This window comes from Streptomyces sp. NPDC097617, assembly GCF_044761485.1.
GTDB lineage: Bacteria > Actinomycetota > Actinomycetes > Streptomycetales > Streptomycetaceae > Streptomyces.
Genome location: NZ_JBIWCL010000032.1, coordinates 1 through 21,838, shown reverse-complemented (window position 1 = coordinate 21,838; position 21,838 = coordinate 1). Strand labels below are relative to the sequence as shown.

General features: G+C 71.3%; 18 protein-coding genes and 2 pseudogenes. 5 read left to right on the top strand and 15 right to left on the bottom strand.

Annotated elements, in window-relative coordinates; all coding sequences use genetic code 11:
- Nucleotides 1-70 precede the first annotated feature (70 nt).
- The 9 genes and pseudogenes from ACIQZO_RS35245 to ACIQZO_RS35205 form a co-directional block, all read right to left on the bottom strand.
- A pseudogene (locus ACIQZO_RS35245) lies at nt 71-751 on the bottom strand (DedA family protein); the annotation flags it as partial.
- A gap of 120 nt (nt 752-871) precedes the next feature.
- Nucleotides 872-1,630: a MerR family transcriptional regulator gene (locus ACIQZO_RS35240; RefSeq protein ID WP_403634503.1), complete on the bottom strand. Its 759-nt coding sequence runs from the start codon at nt 1,628-1,630 to the stop codon at nt 872-874.
- Nucleotides 1,631-1,741: 111 nt separating this feature from the next.
- The gene (locus ACIQZO_RS35235; RefSeq protein WP_403634500.1) at nt 1,742-2,587 is read right to left on the bottom strand and encodes an ABC transporter permease; all 846 of its coding nucleotides are present in this window, start codon (nt 2,585-2,587) and stop codon (nt 1,742-1,744) included.
- Nucleotides 2,584-3,519 carry an ATP-binding cassette domain-containing protein gene (locus tag ACIQZO_RS35230; RefSeq protein ID WP_403634497.1) on the bottom strand — a complete coding sequence of 312 codons (936 nt, stop codon included), beginning with the start codon at nt 3,517-3,519 and terminating at the stop codon, nt 2,584-2,586. The genes ACIQZO_RS35235 and ACIQZO_RS35230 overlap by 4 nt, the downstream gene beginning before the upstream one ends.
- Before the next feature lie 77 nt (nt 3,520-3,596).
- A complete protein-coding gene (locus ACIQZO_RS35225) occupies nt 3,597-4,226 on the bottom strand; it encodes a PadR family transcriptional regulator (RefSeq protein WP_403634495.1) in 630 nt (209 codons plus the stop codon).
- A gap of 23 nt (nt 4,227-4,249) precedes the next feature.
- The gene (locus ACIQZO_RS35220; RefSeq protein ID WP_403634492.1) at nt 4,250-4,789 is read right to left on the bottom strand and encodes a DinB family protein; all 540 of its coding nucleotides are present in this window, start codon (nt 4,787-4,789) and stop codon (nt 4,250-4,252) included.
- Nucleotides 4,790-4,910: 121 nt separating this feature from the next.
- Nucleotides 4,911-6,989 (bottom strand): annotated as a pseudogene (mrdA, locus tag ACIQZO_RS35215) (penicillin-binding protein 2); the annotation flags it as partial.
- Between the two features lie 61 nt (nt 6,990-7,050).
- On the bottom strand, nt 7,051-8,508 hold the full coding sequence (locus tag ACIQZO_RS35210) for an aldehyde dehydrogenase family protein (protein ID WP_403634489.1): 1,458 nt from the start codon (nt 8,506-8,508) through the stop codon (nt 7,051-7,053).
- Nucleotides 8,509-8,597: 89 nt separating this feature from the next.
- A complete protein-coding gene (locus ACIQZO_RS35205; protein WP_403634486.1) occupies nt 8,598-9,476 on the bottom strand; it encodes a helix-turn-helix domain-containing protein in 879 nt (292 codons plus the stop codon).
- 341 nt (nt 9,477-9,817) lie between these two features.
- Here ACIQZO_RS35205 and ACIQZO_RS35200 point away from each other — a divergent pair, with 341 nt between their 5' ends.
- Nucleotides 9,818-10,327, top strand: coding sequence for an ATP-binding protein (locus ACIQZO_RS35200; RefSeq protein ID WP_403634483.1), 510 nt, complete (start codon nt 9,818-9,820; stop codon nt 10,325-10,327).
- Nucleotides 10,328-10,437: 110 nt separating this feature from the next.
- Here ACIQZO_RS35200 and ACIQZO_RS35195 read toward each other — a convergent pair whose 3' ends face one another.
- The gene (locus ACIQZO_RS35195; RefSeq protein ID WP_403634481.1) at nt 10,438-10,683 is read right to left on the bottom strand and encodes a DUF397 domain-containing protein; all 246 of its coding nucleotides are present in this window, start codon (nt 10,681-10,683) and stop codon (nt 10,438-10,440) included.
- Between the two features lie 217 nt (nt 10,684-10,900).
- The gene (locus tag ACIQZO_RS35190; RefSeq protein WP_403634478.1) at nt 10,901-12,079 is read right to left on the bottom strand and encodes a DUF2786 domain-containing protein; all 1,179 of its coding nucleotides are present in this window, start codon (nt 12,077-12,079) and stop codon (nt 10,901-10,903) included.
- A 261-nt stretch (nt 12,080-12,340) separates the two neighbouring features.
- Here ACIQZO_RS35190 and ACIQZO_RS35185 point away from each other — a divergent pair, with 261 nt between their 5' ends.
- A complete protein-coding gene (locus tag ACIQZO_RS35185; protein WP_403634476.1) occupies nt 12,341-14,056 on the top strand; it encodes a bifunctional 3'-5' exonuclease/DNA polymerase in 1,716 nt (571 codons plus the stop codon).
- A 22-nt stretch (nt 14,057-14,078) separates the two neighbouring features.
- On the opposite strand, the gene ACIQZO_RS35180 is transcribed toward ACIQZO_RS35185, so the two are convergent.
- From ACIQZO_RS35180 to ACIQZO_RS35165, 4 genes are all read right to left on the bottom strand, one after another.
- A complete protein-coding gene (locus ACIQZO_RS35180) occupies nt 14,079-15,329 on the bottom strand; it encodes a hypothetical protein (RefSeq protein WP_403634473.1) in 1,251 nt (416 codons plus the stop codon).
- A gap of 67 nt (nt 15,330-15,396) precedes the next feature.
- Nucleotides 15,397-15,912 carry a SigE family RNA polymerase sigma factor gene (locus ACIQZO_RS35175; RefSeq protein ID WP_403634470.1) on the bottom strand — a complete coding sequence of 172 codons (516 nt, stop codon included), beginning with the start codon at nt 15,910-15,912 and terminating at the stop codon, nt 15,397-15,399.
- Between the two features lie 124 nt (nt 15,913-16,036).
- Complete coding sequence (locus ACIQZO_RS35170; RefSeq protein WP_403634467.1) at nt 16,037-16,600, bottom strand: GNAT family N-acetyltransferase; 564 nt, start codon at nt 16,598-16,600, stop codon at nt 16,037-16,039.
- Between the two features lie 196 nt (nt 16,601-16,796).
- On the bottom strand, nt 16,797-18,044 hold the full coding sequence (locus tag ACIQZO_RS35165) for a serine hydrolase domain-containing protein (RefSeq protein WP_403634465.1): 1,248 nt from the start codon (nt 18,042-18,044) through the stop codon (nt 16,797-16,799).
- Nucleotides 18,045-18,209: 165 nt separating this feature from the next.
- Between ACIQZO_RS35165 and ACIQZO_RS35160 the strand changes: the two genes are divergently transcribed.
- The 3 genes from ACIQZO_RS35160 (at nt 18,210) to ACIQZO_RS35150 (ending at nt 21,705) form a co-directional block, all read left to right on the top strand.
- Nucleotides 18,210-19,880 carry a PQQ-binding-like beta-propeller repeat protein gene (locus tag ACIQZO_RS35160; protein WP_403634462.1) on the top strand — a complete coding sequence of 557 codons (1,671 nt, stop codon included), beginning with the start codon at nt 18,210-18,212 and terminating at the stop codon, nt 19,878-19,880.
- A 26-nt stretch (nt 19,881-19,906) separates the two neighbouring features.
- Complete coding sequence (locus ACIQZO_RS35155; protein ID WP_403634460.1) at nt 19,907-20,782, top strand: hypothetical protein; 876 nt, start codon at nt 19,907-19,909, stop codon at nt 20,780-20,782.
- Between the two features lie 560 nt (nt 20,783-21,342).
- Nucleotides 21,343-21,705: a hypothetical protein gene (locus ACIQZO_RS35150; RefSeq protein ID WP_403634457.1), complete on the top strand. Its 363-nt coding sequence runs from the start codon at nt 21,343-21,345 to the stop codon at nt 21,703-21,705.
- Nucleotides 21,706-21,838 lie beyond the last annotated feature (133 nt).

Sequence of the window (21,838 nt, the reverse complement as noted above, 5' to 3'; positions counted from 1 at the left end):
CTCCGGGGCGTACGGCCGTACGGGGTGCTGCCGGTGCGGCTCAGCGCTTGGCGTGCCGGCCGCGCGCGCCCGGGGCCTGCGGGCCGGAGCCGTCGGCGGCGGGCACCGCGGCCGACTCGGCGGCACCGTTCGCCTTGCTCCCCTTGCGGGCCTTGAGGATCTCGAAGACCACCGGGATGACCGAGATCAGGACGATGCCCACCAGGATCGATTCGACGTGCTCCTTGATGAACTCGATCTGACCGAGCCAGTAGCCGGCGATGGTGATGCCCGCTCCCCAGCCGATGCCGCCGATGATGTTGTAGGTGAGGAAGGTGCGGTACTTCATCGTGCCGGCGCCGGCGACCATCGGGGCGAAGGTGCGGATGATCGGCACGAAGCGGGCGAGCACGATGGCCTTGGGGCCGTGCTTGTCCATGAACTCGTGGGCCTTGTCCAGGTTCTCCCGCTTGAAGAGCTTGGACTTCGGCCGGTTGAAGAGCTTCGGCCCGAAGAACTTGCCGATCATGTATCCGACCTGGTCGCCGATGATCGCGGCGGCCACGATCAGGGTGCAGACCAGCCACAGCGGCTGCTTGATGTACTGCCCGTCCGCGACCAGCAGGCCCGCCGTGAAGAGCAGCGAGTCGCCGGGGAGGAACGCGAAGAGTCCCGACTCGGCGAAGACGATGACCAGGATGCCGACCAGACCGAAGTGCGAGATCAGATAGTCCGGGGACAGCCACTCAGGGCCGAGCGCAAGCGTATACACGGTTTCCGGGCTCTCCTGGATCGGGGGGCGTATTGCGGAAGGGGCGGTTTCAATTATCAACGCACACGACCCCCGCCCGGTTCCAGGGACCGGAGGGGGTCGGATGCGTGACATCTGCGGCTACACCTTGCGCACCGCGTTGGCCATGATCGCGTCCCGCAGGAACACCGCCAGCCCCGCCCGGACCGCTTCGTAGGTGGCTGTGAACCGCTCGTCCGCCACGTACATCTCACCCAGGTCGGTGTGCATTTCGTACGAGCAGGTGTAGCAGTTCCCGTCGATCCAGCCGCGGTGCTCCTCGGCCAGGTCCATGGCCTCCTCGGACTCCGCCGACGCCCCCGAGTCCATCAGCGCGGCCAGACGCCGGTTGATGTCGTCGGCATCGGCGAGGATCCTCTGCCAGTCCTCCTTGGTGCAGGCCGCGGCCCGGCGCTGCGACTCGGCGTAGGCACCGGTGCCGCCCCAGCGCTGCTCGGCCTCCGCGGCGTACTGGTCGGGATCGAAGTCCCCGAAGACCTCGAACTTCTCCTCGGGCGTGAGGTTGATGCCCATCTTCTTCGCCTCCATGGCGTGCTCAACGGCCTTGGCCATCTGCTGGAGCCGGTCGATCCGGTCGGTCAGCAGGGCATGCTGCCGGCGCAGATGCTCCCGCGGATCGGTGTCCGGATCGTCCAGCAGGACCGCGACCTCGTCGAGGGGGAAGCCGAGCTCCCGGTAGAACAGGATCCGCTGCAACCGGTCCAGGTCGGCGTCGTCGTACCGCCGGTGTCCCGCGTTGCTGCGCCCGCTCGGGGAGAGCAGACCGATCTCGTCGTAGTGGTGCAGGGTGCGCACCGTGACTCCGGCGAATCCGGCGACCTGGCCCACGGAATGGCTCATCTCTTCCGCCCTCTGGTCGGGTACGCCCTTCACTGTGGTCCCTCACGCGACGTGAGGTGCAAGTCCCCTCACCGGTCCGTCTGCGGCCCGCCGCGGCGGGCCGCAGGGCCGCTATGTGCTCAAGCCGCGGAACCTGGCCACCGCCAGCGGGAAGAAGACCGCCAGCAGCAGCACCGGCCAGCCGACGGCCAGCAGCGCCGCGTGGTCACCGGCCCACGACTCGCCGGCCGCGGCCGGGTTGTCGAACAGGTCGCGGACCGACGTCGCCGTCGCCGACATCGGGTTCCATTCCACCACCGTCCCCAGCCAGCCCGGCATCGCCTCCGGCGTGGCGAACGCGTTGGAGAGGAAGCCCACCGGCCACACCAGGATCTGCACCGCCTGCACCATTTCCGGGCGGCCGGCGACCATGCCCAGGAAGATGCCGATCCACAGCATCGCGAACCGCAGCAGCAGGAGCAGCGCGAAGGCCAGCAGGGCGGCCGCCGGCGAGCCGTGCCAGCGCCAGCCCAGCAGCAGGCCGACCCCCGCGAGGACGGCCAGGCCCACCGCCGACTGGAGCATGTCCGCCGCGCTGCGGCCGACCAGGACCGCCGCCGAGGACATCGGCATGGCCCGGAACCGGTCGATCACCCCCTTGCCCAGGTCCTGGGTGACCGCGGTCATGGTCGACTCCAGCCCGAAGGCCATGGTCAGCGCGAGCATCCCGGGCACCAGGAACTCGACGTACTCGCCGTCGATCCCCCGCCCGCCGCCGACCAGGAAGCCGAACATCAGCAGCAGCATCACCGGGAAGACCAGGCCGACGACCATCTGGACCGGCTGGCGTGCCCAGTGCGCGAGCTCTCGCCGGGTCATCGTCCAGGAGTCCACGAGCACCCAGGGCACGCCCGGGCCGGCCGGGCCGGCCGAAGGCCCCGTACCCGCGGTCGTACGCGTACGCGTGCTCACGCTCATGCGGCCACCTCCGCGGCATCCGTACGGTCGGTCATGTGCAGGAAGACCTCGTCGAGCGTGGGGCGGCGGACCGCGAGGTCCACCGCCTCGATGCCCGCCTCCTCCAGCACGCGCAGGGTCAGGGCCAGGCCCGCCATCCGGTCCTCCACCGGGAAGCTCAGGGTCGCGGAGTCCGGGTCCACGGCCGGGTCCGGCAGCAGCCGCGCCGCCTGCGCGAGCCGCGCCGCGTCCCGCAGGACGACGACGATCCGGTCGGCTCCGACCAGGGACTTCAGCTCGTCGGCCGTGCCCTCGGCCGCCACCCGCCCCGCGTCGATCAACGTGATGCGGTCGGCCAGCTGGTCGGCCTCCTCCAGGTACTGGGTGGTCAGCAGGACGGTCGTGCCGCCGCCCACCAGGGAGCGGACCGCGCTCCACACCTCGGCGCGGCCGCGCGGGTCGAGCCCGGTGGTGGGCTCGTCGAGGAAGAGCACCTCCGGCTCGGTGATCAGCGACGCCGCGAGGTCGAGCCGGCGCCGCATGCCGCCGCTGTACTGCTTCACCGGCTTGCGGCCGGTGTCCGCGAGGCCGAAGCGGTCCAGCAGTTCGTCGGCCCGCAGCCCGGCCCGTCGCGCGCCGAGGTGGTTCAGGCGGCCGAACATCTCCAGGTTCTGCCGCCCGCCCAGCCCCTCGTCGAGCGCCGCGTTCTGGCCGAGCAGCCCGATCCGGGCGCGGACGGCCGCCGCCTGGGTGCGCACGTCGTGGCCCGCGACCCGGACCACGCCCTCGTCGCAGCGCAGCAGGGTGCTCATGACGCGCACGGCCGTGGTCTTCCCGGCGCCGTTGGGGCCGAGCACGGCGTGCACCGTCCCGGGCTTCACCTCCAGGTCGAGCCCCGCGAGCGCGGGCTTGTCGCCGTACCGCTTGTGGACGCCTTCGACGAAGATCGCCAAAACCGCTCCTCCGTTAGTCAAATTTGAGTAGCTGGGTCGCCCAAAATAATGCCCGTCATCCGGCTAGTCAAACTTGATTACGCATCCTGTCGCGCGGCGTACGGATTCTCCTGGCCGTCCGCGAGGACCCCCACGAACGGATCGCCGCCCTCACCCGCGAAGGAGTACGCGCCCCCCTCGATCCGGGCGATCAGCCCCGCGGTCCACTGCGCCTCGGCGTCCGCGGAGTGGACCCACCTGTGCATGATCTCGCCGATGTGGCCCAGCGACTGCGGGCCCTCCTGCGGCGTGTAGTAGTCCGTGACCGACGACCGCCAGAGCGCCAGCTTCGCCAGCCGCTCCCCGAGCAGCGCGAGCACCTCCGCCCGCGGCAGGTCGACCATGAAGCCGATCGCCGCCGACAGCACGTCCGTCTTCTGGTCTGACGCCGCGAGGGCCTCGCGCAGCAGCCGGAAGTACTCCTCGCGGCCGGCGTCCGTCACCTCGTACTCGGTGCGCGGCGGCCCGCCCGCCGCGCTCGGCGCCACCTCGTGCGCGTGCAGGACGCCCTGCTTCGCCATCTGCTTGAGCGCGTGGTAGATCGATCCGGGCTTGGTGTTCGACCACTCGTGGGCGCCCCAGTACTCCAGGTCGTTGCGTACCTGGTACCCGTGGGCCCGCCCGTGCTGGCGGACCGCACCGAGGACAAGAAGCCGGATCGCTGACATGGGGCCAGGCTACTCACCCCCGCTCACCCCATGGCGCGGGTCCCGTCCAGGGACTCCCGGACGATGTCCGCGTGGCCCGCGTGCCGGGCGAACTCCTCCACCAGGTGCAGGAGCATCCAGCGCATCGAGACCTTGACGTCCTTGGGGAACCAGGGCGCCGGCGGCAGCGGGAAGGTGTCGTCCAGGCTCGGGACGCCGGCGACGAAGGCCGCCGTCTGCTCCGCGACCCCGTCCCAGAAGGCCAGCACCGACGGCACGGACTCCCCGTCGACCAGCCGGAAGCCCTCGCCCCAGGTCTCCGCCGTGCGCTCCTTGCCTCCCCCAGGCTCCGCCTGGGAGGTGCCCCCCGGCGCCTGCTGGGCGAGCCGCAGCCAGTTCAGCTCGACCTCGGCCACGTGCTTGAGCAGCCCGGACAGGGTGAGCTCGCTCACGCTGGGGCGGCTCGCGGCCTGCTCCTCGCTGAGCCCGAGGAGCGATTCGCGGATCGCCGTGCGCTGGGCCTCGACGAAAGCGAGGAGCGTGCCGCGCTCGTCGCCGAGAACTTCGGTGGACATCTGGGCCATGACCGACCGCCTTCTGCGTGGGTGTGAGGGAGGTGTCCCGCCGGGGGCTTCCCTCCCCCGACACCTCATACGCTACGGAGCCTTGCGGTCAGGCTCTGTCCTCAATTCCCGCTCAGTTGCCCTCGATCTCCCCGTCCGGGCGAATCGCCGGCAGCGCGGTGGCGGGCTGCGGCAGCAGCGCCTTGGTCAGGTCCTGCTTGCCCGTCGGGTCGAGCCCGTACATCGCCTCGTAGATCTTGCGGACCGCCGGTCCCGACGCACCCGAGCCGGTGCCGCCCTGCGAGATCGTCATCACGATCGCGTAGTCGTCGGTGTAGGAGGCGAACCACGAGGTGGTCTGCTTGCCCTGGACCTCGGCCGTGCCCGTCTTGGCGTGCATCGGGATCTGCTTCTGCGGCCAGCCGCCGAAGCGCCAGGCGGCGCTGCCGTTCGTGGCCACACCGGCGAGCGCCTCGTCGATGTTGTCGCGGGTCTTCGCGTCCATCGGGAGCCTGCCCTGCTCCTTCGGCGCGATCTCCTGGACCGACTTCCCGTCGGCGCTGACGATCGCCTTGCCGATGCCGGGCTGGTGGAGCGTGCCGCCGTTGGCGATGGCCGAGTAGACGGAGGCCATCTGGATCGGGGTGACGAGCGTGTCGCCCTGCCCGATCGAGTAGTTGATGGCGTCGCCCTCACGCAGCTGGTTGCCCTGGCGGCAGTTCTCGTAGGCGATCTTCTCGGCGAAGGAGCCGTTCTTCTTGCCGTCCCGGCACCAGGCGTCCTTGTTCGCCTCGAAGAAGTCCTGCTTCCACTTCCGGTCGGGGACCCGGCCGGGGACCTCGTTGGGCAGGTCGACGCCGGTGCGCTTGCCCAGCCCGAACTCGTGGGCGGTCTTGAGGAACCAGTCGTTCGGGTTCTTCTTCGGGTTGATGCCGCCGTCCTTCTTCCACTCCCGGTCCGCGAGGGCGTAGTAGACGGTGTCGCAGGAGACCTCCAGGGCCCGGCCGATGGTGATGTCGCCGTGGCCCTGCGACTCGAAGTTCGTGAAGGTCTGGCTGCCCACCGAGTACGAGCTGGGGCAGGGGTAGCGGCCGTTGAACGGGTACCCGGCATTGACCGCGGCGGTGGAGGTGACCACCTTGAAGATGGAGCCCGGCGCCGCCTGCGCCTGGATCGCCCGGTTCAGCAGCGGGTAGTTCGACCCCTTGTCGGTGAGGCCGGCGTAGTCCTTGGCGGAGATGCCGCCCACCCAGGCGTTGGGGTCGTAGGTCGGGTTCGAGGCCATCGCCACGACCCGGCCGGTCTTGGTCTCCATCACCACGACGGAGCCCGAGTCGGCCTCGTAGTTGCGGCGGGTGTTCTTGTCGTAGACCTTGCGGGCGTCGATCATCGCGTTGTTCAGCTCGCGCTCGGCGACCGCCTGCACCCGGGAGTCGATCGAGGTCACGACATTCGAGCCGGGCCGCGCCGGGTCGGTCTCGCCCTGCCCGATGACCCGGCCGAGGTTGTCCACCTCGTAGCGGGTGATGCCCGCCTTGCCGCGCAACTCCTTGTCGTAGGTGCGCTCCAGGCCGGAGCGGCCGACCTGGTCGGAGCGCAGGTACGGCGAGTCCGACTTCTTCGCCTTGGCGATCTCCTCGTCGGTCACCGGCGAGAGGTAGCCGAGCACCTGGGAGGTATTGGCCTCGTCCGGGGCGGCGTAGCGGCGCAGGGCGGTCGCCTCGGCCGTGATGCCGGGGAAGTCCTCGGGGTGCTCGCGGATCTGCAGGGCCTGCTCGGTGGTGGCCTCGGCGCTGACCGGGATCGGCTGGTAGGGGGAGCCGTTCCAGCAGGGCTGCTTGGTCTTGGCGTCGCAGAGCCGGACCGTGTCGATGACCTCCTGGGCGTCCATGCCCAGCACCCCGGCGAGCCGGGTCAGCACGGACTTGCCCCTGTCCTTCATCGTCAGCAGCTCGGTGCGGCTGGCGGAGACCACGAGGTGGGTCGCGTTGTCAGCGAGCGGAACCCCGCGCGAGTCCAGGATCGAGCCGCGCACGGCGGGCTGGACCACCTGCTGGACGTGGTTGTTCTTCGCCTCGTCCGTGTACTCCGAGCCATTGCGGATCTGGAGGTACCAGAGACGTCCGCCCAGGGTGAGCAACAGCGAGAAGACCACGATCTGGATGACGACGAGCCGGTTCTGGACCCGAAGGGTCCGGCCGGTCTCCGGTATGTTGCTCAACTCGATCTCCCCCGGGCGGCTGCCTACGCCCGGCCGAGTCTAGGGGTGCGGCCTGTGAGACCTAGAACGGGAAGGTCGTCCGACCGTGCTGTACGGAGATCCACTTCTGCGTGGTGAAGGCCTCGATCGTGGCCTCGCCGTTCAGCCGGCCCAGACCCGAGGCCTTCTCGCCACCGAACGCGGCCAGCGGCTCGTCCCCGATCGTGGAGTCGTTGACGTGGATCATGCCCGTCTCGATCCGCTGCGCGAAGCGGACGCCCCGCTCCACGTCTCGTGTGTGCACGGCGCCGCTCAACCCGTACGGCGTCGCGTTGGTCAGCCGGACGGCCTCGTCCTCGCCGTCGAAGACCACCAGCAGGGCCACCGGGCCGAAGATCTCCTGGCTCAGCAGCGGAGAGTCCTCGGGGATCCCGGCGAGCACCGTGGGTTCGACCAGGTTGCCGCGCGTAGACCCCCGTACGAGCGCCAGCGCGCCGGATTCCACGGCCTGGTCCACGAGCGCGGTCAGGGCGTCGGCCTGGAAGGAGTTGATCAGCGGGCCGATGTGGGTGTCGGCCTCGTGCGGGTCGCCCGTCTTCAGCGCGCGCACGCGCACGGTGAACTTCTCCGTGAACTCCTCCGCGACGGAGGCGTCGACGAGGATCCGGTTGGCGGCCATGCAGACCTGGCCCTGGTAGACGAAGCGGCTGAAGACGGCCGCGTCCACCGCGTAGTCGAGGTCGGCGTCGTCGAGGACGACGAGCGCGCTGTTGCCGCTGAGCTCCAGCACCGTGCGCTTGAAGTGGCGGGCGGCGACCGCCCCGACGTGCCGGCCGACCCGGTCCGATCCGGCGAACGAGATGACCTTGGGCACGGGGTGGGTCAGGAGAGCGTCGCCTATTTCGGCGATGTCGGTGACCAGGACGTTCAGCAGGCCGGCGGGCAGCCCGGCGTCCTCGAAGATCTTGGCGATCACGCCGCCGCCGACGACCGGAGCGTTCTGGTTGGGCTTGATGACGACCGCGTTGCCCAGCGCCAGGGCCGGGGCCACCGACTTGAGGGTCACCAGGAAGGGGAAGTTGAAGGGGCTGATCACGGTGACGACGCCCACGGGCAGCCGCTGGACCCGGTTCTCCTTGCCCTCGACCGGCGAGGGGAGGATCCGGCCCTCGGGGCGGACGGCCAGCTGGAGCGACTCGCGGATGAACTCCATCGCGAGGTGGACCTCGTACTCGGCCTTGGGACGGGTCCCGCCGAGCTCGTCGATCATCGCCTCGACGATCTCCTTCTCGCGCTCCTCGGTGATCCGCAGGGCGCGCTCCAGGACCGCGCGTCTGATGTACGGGCTGGTGGCGGCCCACTCCCGCTGGGCACGCTCGGCGCCTCGGTAGGCCTGGTCCACCTGCTCGACGGTGGCCACGGTGATGGCCGCGAGCTTCTCCCCGTTGTACGGGTTGACGTCGATGATGTCCCACGAACCGGTACCGGCCAGCCATTCGCCGTCGATGTACTGGTGAGCCAGATCGCTGAATATGGACATGCCATCCCTTACTGCGAGCGCGCACCCGTGCGCTGCACCGGAGACCGATCGGTCATCATGCACTGATCAGACGTCATAGTACGTGCGAATCAAGACAGTTGGAGCAGACCGCGGAGAAGATCCCGGGTCCGGTCGGCATCGGGGCAGTCGGCCTGGAGCCGCTCCATCGCCCGCCCGTACTGACCCACTTCCTCGTCCTTGTCCAGGTAGAGGGCGCTGGTCAGCTGTTCCAGATAGACGATGTCCTGGAGGTCGGACTCGGGGAAGCGCAGCAGGGTGAAGGCTCCGCTCTCGCCCGCGTGGCCGCCGAAGGAGAAGGGCATCACCTGGAGCTGCACGTTCGGGCGCTGCGAGACCTCGATGAGGTGCTCCAGCTGGCCGCGCATGACCTCGCGGTCGCCGTACGGGCGGCGCAGCGCGGCCTCGTCGAGCACGGCATGGAAGACCGGGGCGTTCTCGGAGACGAGGACCTTCTGCCGCTCGAGGCGCAGGGCGACGCGGCGGTCGATCTCGGCGCCGGTGGCACCGGGCATACCGCGGCTGACGACGGCGTGGGCGTAGGCCTCGGTCTGCAACAGGCCGTGGACGAACTGCACTTCATAGATACGAATGAGGGAGGCGGCACCCTCCAGACCGACATACGTCTGGAACCAGCCGGGCAGCACGTCGCCGTAACTGTGCCACCAGCCTGTCGCGTTGGCCTCGCGGACCAGTCCGAGCAGCGACTCGCGCTCGGTGCTGTCCGTGACTCCGTAGAGCGTGAGGAGGTCCTCGACGTCTCTGGCCTTGAAGCTCACCCTTCCCAACTCCAAGCGGCTGATCTTCGATTCGGATGCGCGGATCGAGTAGCCGGCCGCCTCACGGGTGATGCCGCGGGATTCTCGGAGTCGCCTGAGCTGGGAGCCCAGGAGGATGCGGCGCACCACAGAACCGCTTGCTTCTGCGGTCACTAGTACTGCCCTCCCCATCGCATTGGCGTGCGCGTGGTGTGCGCGAGCGTCTCGGGGCCCCCGCACCCCAAGGGCCGCAGTCTGCCACCAAAACGCATCGGCCCGTACTCGTTCTGTAACGGAATCCCGTCCCCGGGAAAAGAAGTCCGTAAGTATGCGTAGGAAGAAATGAGTCAGAACCGTCACGGGAGCGGACAGGTCCGGCGCGTGCACGTGCATCTGCCCTTGCATCCGGCCCGAGCATTCGGAACGATGGTCCCCGCGCACCTGCGTGCTGTTCGCGCCGGCGCCGGACCCACCCCGCAGTTCTTTCTGGACGGAGTTGACCGCTCCGCCCGCGAATCCCGGGAGTGCCTCGCATGGGGACGAATGGATCGACCATGCTCGAGCCGTTACGGCAGGGGCTTCCCCCGGTCGACCCCACGGCTGTCTCCGGGTCCGCGTCCTGCGCCCTCCCCGCACGGTTCGACGCGGTGCGGGGTGCCCGCACCTTCACCCGGTCGACCCTGTCCCAGTGGGGCCTCGACGACCGCTTCGACGACGTGTCCCTGGTCGTCTCCGAACTCGTCACGAACGCGCTGCGCCATGCCCTGCCCGAGGACAAGCGGGGTCCGGACGCCGAGCCGGAGCCTCCCGTACGCCTGCACCTGATGCGGTGGAGCACACGGCTGGTGTGCGCGGTACGGGACCCCAGCGAGGACCGTCCCGGCGGGGCGTTCTCCCCGGAGCGGACCTCGGAGAACTGCGACCTGGAGTCCGGGCGCGGGCTGTTCCTGGTGGACGCGTACAGCGACAGCTGGGGCTGGCACCCGCTCGCGGGACGGCTGACCGGCAAGGTGGTCTGGGCGCTGTTCCTGCTCCACGACTGAGCGGACGGCAGCCGCCGATCAAGGGCGCAGACAGGACAACTGGCCGGGATTGATCATTGCGATCAGTCCCGGCCAGTGCACGTGCATGGCTTGATGGGTGCGCTGTTCCGTCAGCTGATCAGATGGTCGAACTCGCCGTCCTTGACGCCCAGCAGCAGGGCCTCTATCTCCGCAGGCGTGTAGACGAGAGCCGGTCCGTCGGGAAAGCGCGAATTGCGCATGGCGACATCGCCTCCCGGCAGCCGTGCGAACTCCACGCAGGAACCCTGCGAGTTGCTGTGTCTGCTCTTCTGCCACGTCAGCTCAAACAAGGAAGCGAGTGCTGCAGCTGCCATCCCGTTGTACGCGTGGTCCACAGGAAGCCCCCGATAGTGCAGATGTCAACTCCTCCGGATCATAGCTGTGTTCACGAGCTGCTGCATGGGCAGATGCACGTGCACGCGGGGTGGTCCATTGATCACACACAGGTCCGTAATCAGGGAGGGCGACATGGCTGTTCCATGGGCCGGTCGATCCGCTCCTGAAGTCGGAGGCACGCGCCCTGCGCGCCGACGACCCGGGTACGCCCGAGCGCTAGCGGGGCAGCGGCCTGCGCCGGCCGCCCATGTGGGCGCGGTCGGCGGCGGCCGTGCCGTCCTCCCAGCCCGCGTGGTCGGTGGCGCCGCGCAGCCGGGTCGTCGTGGTCCGCGGGAACATCTCGTCGGCGCGCGAGGTGACCGCCACGTCGCGGGCCACCAGGGCCGGCAGGTTGTCGGGGGCCTCGGTCACCGCGTGCTCGGCGGTCTCGGCCAGCCGGTGGCCGATCCGGCTGGCGTAGGCGAGCAGGAAGGACTGCCTGAAGGCCTTCGTCCGCTTGCGCCCGCCGGAGCGCTGCGCGGCCTCCGCACGGGTCATCGCCGCCGTGCCCTGCACGAGCAGCGAGGTGTGGAGCAGCTCCACCGCCTCCAGGTCGCTCTCGAAGCCGACGACCGTGGAGAACTCGAAGCCGCTGTTCCACACCGCCCGGCAGCGGTTGGCGGTGGCCACCGCGTCGAGCAGCACCGCCTTCGCCTCCTCGTACGGCGGCTCCACACCGATCCGGCAGGCCCCCGGTACCTGCGCCGGGCCGCCGCCGCGGGCGGCCAGCAGCGCCTCGTCCACGGTGTGCCGGGCCATCAACTCCTGGGCCTTGGCACTGAGCGCCTCCGCCTCCTCCGGGAAGGTGGTCGCCTCGGCCTTGGCGAGCAGCGCCCGGATCCGGCCCAGCATGCGCGGTTCTATGTGGGCGTGCTCGGCGAGGGCGTCGGCCGGGTCGCCGGGCAGCGGACCCACCGGCTCGATCGAGGGCAGCCGGATCAGCAGCCGCAGCACCTCGAGGAGGGCGGTGGCCAGCGTGAACCGGTCGGCCCGTTCCCGCTGCGCGAGCCGGTCGGCGTACTCCTCGTCGCCCGCCCACCACACCTCGCCGGCATCCCAGCGCGCCGGCAGCCGGGCGTAGCGGCGCGCCTCGGCGGCGATCAGGTCCCCGATGATCCGCAGATGCCGCTCGTCGAGGTCCCGCCGGACCAGCCGCAGCACGTCCGCCGGCTGCCAGCCGCGCTCCCAGGCCTGCCGCACGTACGCCTCCCCGCGCGCGAGCAGCTCCCGGCCGACCCCGGCCCAGCCGCCCTGATCGGCGACGAGCACCGAGGCCCCGGTGTCCAGCCCGGCATCGTCCTGGGCGTAGAGGGCGGCGGCGAACGCCCGATCGACAATCTCGGCAAGGTCTCTCACCCCACCAGTCTCCCAGCCCACCCACCCCACCCAGCCGAACCCACCCAGCCCCGCCGCACCCCCCCTCAGCCCCGCCGGCGTTTGAGGCGCCCCCTCAGCCCCGCCGGCGTTTGAGGCGCGGGCGCCCGGGGGCAGCGCCCCCGCAACGCTGCCGCACCCGGCCCGGCCCGGCCCGACACAGCACCGGCACCGGCACCGGCACCGGCACCGCACGGCCCGGCGTCGCAGCCCCTGTCAGACCCCGGTGGGACACTCGCACCCATGAGCGACCGCACCGCCCGCTGGGCCCTCGCCGAGGACGCCGACGGCTGGTGGCACGCCACCCCCGTACCCCCCGCGGACAGGCCCCGGCTCCGCGTCCGCGACCCCGCCGACGCGATCCGCTCCGCCCCGCCCGGTACCCGCTGGGTCTGGCGGTCCACCGCCGCCGTCTACCCCCGCCTGCTCGCCGCCGGCGCCCGCGTCGAGCGGTGTCACGACATCGAGGCCACCGAGCTGCTGCTCCTCGGCCACGAGGGCCGCTTCGGCGAGCCCCGCTCCGCGGCCGCCGCCTGGGCCCGGCTCAACGGCGCCCCCGTACCGCCCGATCCGCGCCCCCGCGCCGCCGAGCCCCGCGCGCAGGATTCCCTCTTCGACCCGCAGCCCACCCCCGTCCCCCTGGACGCCCTGCTCGCCGTCCACGCCGACCAGGCGAAACGGCTGGACGCCACCGCCCACCCCGACCGGATGCGGCTGCTCACCGCCGCCGAGTCGGCGGCTTTCCTCGTCGCCGCCGAGATGAACCGCGCCGGCCTGCCCTGGCGGGCCGACGTGCACCGCGCCCTGCTGACCGAGCTGCTCGGCGAGCGGTACGCGGGCGGTGGGGAGCCCCGGCGCCTCGCCGAGCTGGCCGACCGCGTGTCCGCGGCCTTCGGCAGACGCGTACGGCCCGATCTGCCCGCCGACGTCATCAAGGCTTTCGCAGGGGCCGGGATCAAGCTCAAGTCCACCCGCCGCTGGGAGATCCAGGAGCTGGACCATCCCGCCGTCGAGCCGCTGATCGAGTACAAGAAGCTGTACCGGATCTACACCGCCCACGGCTGGTCCTGGCTCGCGGACTGGGTCCGCGACGGCCGCTTCCGCCCGGAGTTCATCCCCGGCGGCACCCTGACCGGCCGCTGGGTCACCAACGGCGGCGGGGCCCTGCAGATCCCCAAGGTCATCCGCCGGGCGGTGGTCGCCGACCCGGGCTGGCGGCTCGTCGTCGCCGACGCCGACCAGATGGAACCGCGCGTACTCGCCGCCATCTCCCGCGACCGCGCCTTCATGGAGGTCGCCGGGGAGGCCTCGGACCTGTACACCGCCGTCTCCCGCCAGGGTTTCTCCGGCGACCGGGACAAGGCCAAGCTGGCCGTGCTCGGCGCCGTCTACGGGCAGACCTCCGGGGACGGCCTGAAGAACCTGGCCGCGCTCCGCCGCCGCTTCCCCCGGGCCGTCGCGTACGTGGACGACGCGGCGAAGGCCGGCGAGGAGGGCCGGCTCGTACGGACCTGGCTGGGCCGCACCTGCCCGCCGCCCGCCGGCTCCGGCGAGGGCGACGAGGCCGGCGACGGCGGCGTCGACCCTGGCGAGGCGTACGGCGAGGGCGGGGCCCAGGCCGCGCAGGACCGGGACGACGGCTGGACCCCGAGCTACGCCTCCACCAACACCCGGGCCCGCGGCCGGTTCACCCGTAACTTCGTGGTCCAGGGCAGCGCGGCCGACTGGGCCCTGCTGCTGCTCGCGGCCCTGCGGCAGGCGACCGCCGGTATGCGGGCCGAGCTGGTGTTCTTCCAGCACGACGAGGTGATCGTGCACTGCCCCGCCGAGGAGGCCGAGGCCGTGGTGGAGGCGATCCGCGCCGCCGGCGACCTGGCCGGCCGGATCGCCTTCGGCGACACCCCCGTCCGGTTCCCCTTCACGGCGGCGGTGGTGGAGTGCTACGCGGACGCCAAGTGAACCCGGGTGCGCACGCGGGCCTCTAGTCGTGCGTCCGGTTCCACCCCGGGGCGAGCACGATCCGGCGGAGCTGCTCCATCGTCAGCGCGGGCGAGTCGCGCGTGGGCGAACCGTTCGGATCGGCCCCGTTGAAGGAGGACACCACCACGCGCAGACCGTCCTTGCGCAGGGTGTCCACGCTCCACTGCATGACGTCCTTGCCCTTCGTGGCGCGTCCCACCATGGCCCTCAACTTCGTCCCGTCCGGCTGCGTGGTGACATCGGCGTCGGTGAAACCCGTGGGGTTCTGGCCCTGCTGGACGTTGATCTGGACCAGGGACCGGCCGCTGCCGTCGTCGAGGACGACATAGCCGTAGTCGCCCTCCCCGCCCTTGGCGACGACCGGGGCGTTGACTCCGAGCCCGCGCAGCAGGTGCTCCAGGGCCGCCCCGGCGTTCTGGTCCCGCAGCGCCGCCCCCGACTGCTCCCGGGGGGCCTCCGGCTCGGCCGTCGGCACGTCGTTCAGCGCCGGGTACCAGGCCGTCGAGATGGCCAGGTACCTCAACTCCTCCGCGGAGAGCGGCGGATCGGTCCGGGAGACGGGCGCGCCCTTCTCGGCCGCGGCGTTCCACTCGGACACGCCGACCAGGAAGCCCTGCGGGGTCACGAGCGTGGCCGACCAGACCTTGGTGTCCACGCGGCGGTCCGGGTACTCGTACCCCTTGTGGATCATCAGCCTGGAACCGTCGGCCAGCTCCTCGGTCCGGCAGTCGTCGTAGGCCTGGAGGCTCTTGTCCCCGCACTCGGTCTGCTCTCGGGCCAGGTTGCCGTTCGGGTCCACCCGCTGGAGGCGCACGGAGACGGCGGCCTTGCCCCTCCCGTCGTCGTACACGCCGGAGACCCAGGGGCCCAGCTCGTCGCTCGTGCCGCGGGCCTCGGCCTTGGAGAGCTCCCCGCCGGGCAGGAGCGACTTCAGGTTCGCGATCATCTGCTCGGCGGTGACCACGCCCTGGCCGGTCCGCGGCTGCTTCCCGCTGCCGCCCGGCAGGGTCGGCGGCGCCGCGACGGCGACCGGGTCCGCGGCGTCCCGGCTGTCGAACAGGCCTCCTGTGTAGGCGCCCGCCGCGGCGATCAGGGTCAGGGCCAGGGCGGAGCCGCCGACCACGGCGGTGCGGCGGCGTGCCATCAGCTGTCGGCCGCGCTGCTCGCCCGCGTCGGCGAGGGCGTGCCGGTCGGTCGTGAAACCGTCCCCCACACGCCGGAGGGCTTCGCCGAGTTCGTCTTCGATGGGCATGGGGAACCAGACCTTCCGTTTCCAGGGTGGGGTGGGACGGGGAGCCCGACCGCGGCTCGCGCCGGTCTCAGAGCTCCGCGAAGGCGGAGAGGCTGCCGCCCAGCTGCTCGCGCAGCCGGGCAAGCGCCCGCGAGGTCCGCGTACGGACCGCCGCCGAGCTCGTGCTCATCGCGTCGGCGGTCTCCTCGACACTGCGGTCCTCCCAGAAGCGCAGCACCAGCACCGCCCGGTCCTTGGGCGACAGCCGGCCCAGCGCCTCCAGCAGCGTCAGCCGCAGCGCCGGATCCCCGCCGGCGGCCGCGGGCTCGCGCCGGTCGGGCAGCTCCCCGACGGGGCGCTCCCCCGCCGAGCGGCGGCGCTGGTGCGTGAGGAAGGACCGGACCAGCACCGTCTGCGCGTACGCCGCCGGATTGTCGATACGGGAGATCCGCCCCCAGCGCAGGTACATCCGCCCCAGGGTCTCCTGCACCAGGTCCTCCGCGAGGTGGGTGTCCCCGCTCGTCAGCAGGCAGGCCGACCGGTACAAATGCCCCGCCCGGCCTGCCGCGAACTCACGGAACCCGCCTCTGCGAGCCTCCCGCATCCACTCCCCCTCGCGTCCGTCTCACCCCACTGACGCGTCGGCGGTGCGGAAATGTTTCATCCCCGGCCGAGTGTCTTCCCCGAGTATTGACCGCAGTTGTGCCGGCGAACAGCCCGGGAGCCGGTCATCCCAGGTCGTGGAAGTACACGTGGAACTCCTCGCGGACAAAGCCCTCCGTCTCGTACAGCCCCTGCGCGACGGTGTTGTCGTAGGCCGTCTCCAGCTGCACCCCGGACACCCCGGCCTCGCGGGCCCGTCGCAGCACCTCGCGCAGCAGCGCCCGGCCGGCCCCGGTGCGGCGGCCTTCCGGGGCGACGTACAGGTCGTTGAGGACCCAGGCGGTCCGCAGGGAGAGGGAGGAGAACCCGCGGTAGACCTGCGCGAAGCCCACCGTGCCGGCCTCCGGGACATCGGCGAGCAGCACCAGGGACTCGTCCTTGGCGATCCGCTCCGCCAGGAAGGCCCGCGGGGCGTCCGGGTCCTCGATGTCCACCTCGTAGAAGTCGAGGTAGCCGCGGAACAGCACGGCCGCCGCCTCGACGTCCGCCTCGCCGGCGGCGCGGACCGAGACCGCGGGCGCGGGCGCGGGCGCGGCCGCGGCCGCAGGACACGGCGCCGGCGCCGGCGCCGTGTCCTGCGGCCGGGAGGGGAGGTCCTGCTGTGCCGCCGTCTGTGCCTGACCGTTCATGTGCGTCTCCCTCAGGGGTGTTTCGCGCGCCGCGGACCATGGTGGGTGGTGGACGAGGAGCCGCCCGGACCCTCGACGCCCTACGCTACGGCCGGAGTCGGCTCCCGCGAAGGACCGGCCGCGCACACGACGACGCGGGGCCCCGGAACCGAAGTCCCGTGGCCCCGCGCGTACATACGGTCGTCGGCGGCCCCGCTCACGACGCGGGCTGGGCGGGGAGCGAGTAGACATGGCCGGGGGTCACGATCTTGGTGATCGCCTCCCCGAAGAGGGTGCTGGGCTCCTGGTTCTCGTACCCGATGTCCGTGTTGAGCAGGACGACCAGCGTGGCCTGCGCCTGCGGCAGGTAGAGGACGAGGGAGCCGTAGCCCGGCAGTGAGCCGTTGTGGCCGATCCAGCCCTGCACGTTGAAGATGCCGAGGCCGTAACCCGTGCCCGGGAGGGCGTCGACCACGTCCAGCCGCTGGGCCTGGGTGGCGGGGGTCAGCAGGGTCCCGGTCGCCAGGGTCTTCGCCCAGCTGCGCAGGTCGGAGAGGTCGGAGATCATCGCGCCGGCCGCCCAGGCCCAGGAGGGGTCCCAGTCGGTGGATTCCTCGACCTTTCCGGAGGCGGTCTGGTTCGTATAGCCCTGGGCATGCGGGTTCGGGAACTCCGCGCCGGTGGGGAAGACCGTGTGCGTCAGCCCGGCCGGCTCCACGACCTCCCGGTCGATGAACCGGTCGAGGGGGATACCGCTGACCTTCTCCACCACCAGTCCGAGGAGGATCAGATTGGTGTTGCAGTAGTAAAATTTCGCGTTCGGCTCGAACAGCACCGGGTGCTCGAAGGAGTAGCCGAGCAGCTCCTGCGGGGTGAAGTGCCGGTCGGGATCGCTGGTCAGCGCCTTGTAGAAGTCCTCGTCGGCCGAGTAGTTGAAGAGGCCGCTGCGCATCCCGGCCAGCTCACGCAGGGTGATCCGGTCGCCGTTCGGCACCCCGTCGACGTACTTGCCGATCGGGTCGTCCAGCCCGACCTTCCCGTCGTCGACCAGTTCCAGGAGCGCGGTGACGGTGAAGGTCTTCGTCACGCTGCCGATGCGCATGTTCAGGTTCGGGGTCATCGGCGTGCCCTTGGCCTTGTCGGCGACGCCGAAGGACCGTACGTACTCACCCTTGCCGGGCGCCGACACGGACACGATCACGCCGGGGACCTTCGCCTCGGCCAGGACCTTCCGGACGGCGTCGTCCAACTGCCGGGCCACGGCAGGCGTCAGCTGCGGGAAGGCGTCGGAGGCGGGCGTGGTCGCGGGCTTCGGGGGCGGCGTCGGGGCCGGGGCCGTCGCGGTCGGCGCGTGCGCCGCCGCCGCGTCCCACGCGTACACCGCCCCTCCCCCCGCGCCCAGGGGGCCCACCACGAGTCCGACCGCCGCCGCACCCACGGCCGCACTGCGCCAACGTGTCGTCATGCCCGGCCTCCTCGCCCGCCAAGCCCAGGAACCACCACTCCAAGCTAGCCCTGCGTACCCGGGCGGGCGACCGGAGCCGAGAGGGCGCGGCGAGCGGTGCGGGGGGCGGCGAAGAAGTCTAAAAATCTATTCTAGAAATGCCGCCGTACCGGCCAGACTTCCCCCATGACCGGTCGCACCTCCGGCGCAGGGCCGGAACCCGACGAGCGGGAGCCCGGCGGCTTCGGACCGCCACCCGCTCCGTTCGGCCCGTCCGCCGCCTCGCCCGCTCCGCTCGGCCCGTCCGCGGTCCCGCCGGCGCCGTTCGACGCGTCCAGCGTCCCGCCCGCACCGTTCGGGCCGCCCACGGTCCCGCCCGCCGGTCCGCCCTCCGGTGTCCCACCGCACTCCGGCGTCACGCGGCGGTCCCGGCCCGCCGTCGCGGCCGCCGTCGCCGCGGTGGTCGCCGCCCTGCTCCTGATCGGCGGCGGCGCGTACCGGCTGACCGTCCACGGCGCCGAGGACCCGGCCCGGCCCCTGGCCGGGCCTTCCGGGTCCCCCACGGTCGACCAGGGCGACGGCAGGGGCCCGGGCGGCACCCCGGCCGCCTACGACCCCAACACCGGCATCGGCCCCGGTGAGGCCCGGGTCTGGCTGCGCGACAACCAGGCCGAGGTCGCCGGGGCGGGGACCTCGCAGTACGGCCCGTGGCGGGTGGGCGACACCGTGGTCGGCGCGATCTCAAGCGGCATCACGGCGTACGCGGCGACCGACGGCCAGGAGAAGTGGAAGCTCCCGCTCCAGACACCCCTGTGCGGGGTTCCGCCGGCCCCGTCCACGACCGGCGTGCTCATCGTGGCGGTGCGGGAGAGCACGTCGGAGACATCGCGGTGCACCCACCTCCAGCAGATCGACCTCGCCACGGGCAAGGCGGGCTGGAAGGTTCCGGTACCGCCCGAGAACGACCACGACAGCACGGTGCAGTTCGAGCTGGCGATCAGCGGTGACACCGTGGCCGTCGTCCGGCCGGCCGTCATGAGCGGCTTCTCGGTCACCGACGGCCGCAAGCTCTTCGGCACCTCGAAGACCAACGGCTGCTACCCGTCCGGGTTCGCCGGGGGCTCCCGGCTGATCGGCATCCGCCACTGTCCCGACCCGAACGGCGCCCTCGCCTCCGGTCGGGCGATGATCGAGGAGCTGGATCCGGCCACCGGCACCGCGCGCTGGACCTACACGTACGAGCCGGACTGGACGGTCGGCCGGGTGCTCTCCATCGACCCGCTGGTGATCGCCGCGCACCACAAGGACAAGAAGACCTGGAGCCTCACGGCCTTCGCCGCCGACGGCACGGTCCGCTCGCGGACCGACCCGGGCTTCGGGGTCAGCGGCCGCTGCAACGGCTTCGGCAACGCGAGCGGCTTCCAGGAGTGCTACGCCGCCGCGGCCGACGCCGACACCCTCTACCTCGGCGCGGGCAAGCCCGGCAGCAGCCTCGGCATCGACGACACCAACCAGGTCGTCGCCGTCGACCTGAACACCGGCAAGGAGCGGTGGCGCACCGCCGAGCAGCCCAAGGGGCGCACCATGTGGCCGCTCGCGTTCGAGGGCGGCCGGGTCGTCGTGTACCTCACTCCCGGCAGCGGCGAGCCGGGGGCGGTCGTCTCCCTCGCCCCGGCCGACGGGGCCGCGCAGCCCGTCCTGCGCAGCCCGGCCGCGGCCACCGGCGCCCAGGGCGTCTTCTACACCCACGGCCTGCGCACCGCATGGGCGGGCGGTCGGGTGTTCCTGCTCAACGGCAGGGTCTACAGCCCGGATCCCGGGAAGGCGAGCCGCGCGATCCTCTCGTTCGGCAAGTAGGGCCGCGAGGCACCAGGAGGGGAACCGTGCAGAACCCGTACCCACACCCGGATCACCAGCCGGACCGACAGCCTGACCACCAGCCGGACCGAACCGGCGGCCTGTACCGGCCACCGCCGTTCCGTCCACCGCAGGAGCCCGGCGCCACCGGGAGGAGCAGGAGCAGAAAGCAGGTCGTCGCCGGGGTCTGCGCCCTGACCGCCCTCGCGGTCATCGCCGCCGCGACCGGCGTCGCGCTCGGCGTCCGTGAGAACCGCGCACGGGCCCGCGCCCTCCCTCCGGCGTCCGCGGCCGACCCGACGAAGCCGCTCGTCGCGGGCTGGAAGACCGTGGTCAACCCCAAGCACGGCACCGCCTTCGACGTTCCGCCGCAGTGGGAGGTCCTCGAATCCTCCGTCTTCAGCGGCCATACGGACCGCAAGGACCCGGAGAAGATCCTCATCGGGCACACGGCCCCCGCGTTCTACAAGTCCAAGTGGTGCAGCATCGACGTGGACGGCGACGGCCAGGTCACGGACGTCCGGCTCGCCAACGTCGGCACCAAGGGCGCCGCAGGCGCGAAGGACCCCGCCGACATCGCCGGGAAGGAGGCGCCGACCTGGGTCTACGCCGCCTACACCCAGCCGGACAAGAGTGTGGTCAAGGCGGACAAGCCGGTGGAGTACACGACGAGGACCGGGGTCCGGGGGAGCTACGTCAAAGCCCGCTCGACGGGCGTTCCGCGGACCGACCACTGCGCGGGCGACGGCCAGGCGGTGGTCTTCGGCTTCAAGAACTCCCGGGGCGACCTGGTCTCCTGGGACTTCTACGGCCGCACGGGCGTGCCCGGCGCCGTCGACGACGCCCTGATCATGCGGGTCCTCAGTACGGTCCGTCTGGCGGGCGACCCGAAGGAGCCCTGAGCCGCCTGCCGCTCCTCTGCCTCAACCGCCTCTCGGACGTCTTCGACGACGAGATCGCCCGCCTCGCCGAGGGCCTGGGCGGGCCCCGCCACGTGGCGCTGGAGATCGCCGAGGCGGACCACGGCCTCCTGCGGTTCCACCTCCCGCCCGAGGCCCGCTGGAGCGCCATCAGCGGACGGACCTCCTACGACTGGCCCCTGGACGACAAGGACCTCGTCGCCCGTGAGCTGGACCCGACCGGCCGGGTCCAGCTCACGATGGATGGCGATGCACCACCTCGAACACGGCTGCAAGCGAGACCTGGATGGAGACCGTGCTGCGGGGAAGTCCCCGACTGCCGAGAACTCCTGAGTGTCAGCGAACGTCGGACATCGGGGTAGCACCTGAGAGTGGACTGGATAGCATCAGTAAGTACGCCGGCAGGAGCCATGGTTGGTGTAGGGGCCGCGTTGACTGCCGAGCGTCTCCGCTGACGCCGCGACAAGGAGCGGGAGGCAGCGCAGACCCGCAGAGCTGTCTACTCGGAGTTCCTGATGGCCCTCAGCCGCGGACACTCCGACATGCGAAGCATCGTTCTGCGGCCTGACCATCCGTCCGGCGACGCCCTGTTCGGCGAGCTTCATCAAGCCCTCGACGGCGCCGGCATCTGGCGCCTCAGACAGAGCCTGTCACTCACAGCACCGGCCGAGATCATTCATCTGGCTGAAGCTGCCTGTGACGCCTTGGCCGTGATGCGCGACGGGCTCATTGAGGAACCGCACCTTCGAGGCGACTCCTATCCGATCTGCCGCGCGGAGCTCTGGCGGGAGAATGCGCAACTACGAGAAGCCATGCGTAGAGACCTTGGAATGGATGGCCCCGCAGACCCGGAAGTGGGCCAGTATCGCCTCTCAGACAGAAGCAGATCCGCAACAGACAGTTGACCGCCATCGGGCTGCGCGGCGGTCGGCCCTCGCAGGAGGGTCATGTCCCTTGGAGTGGTGTAGCTGATCTTTGGGTGGTGTCGGGTAGCTGGGTTCCGGTGTCTGGATAGAGGCTGTCCATGCTTTCGATGGA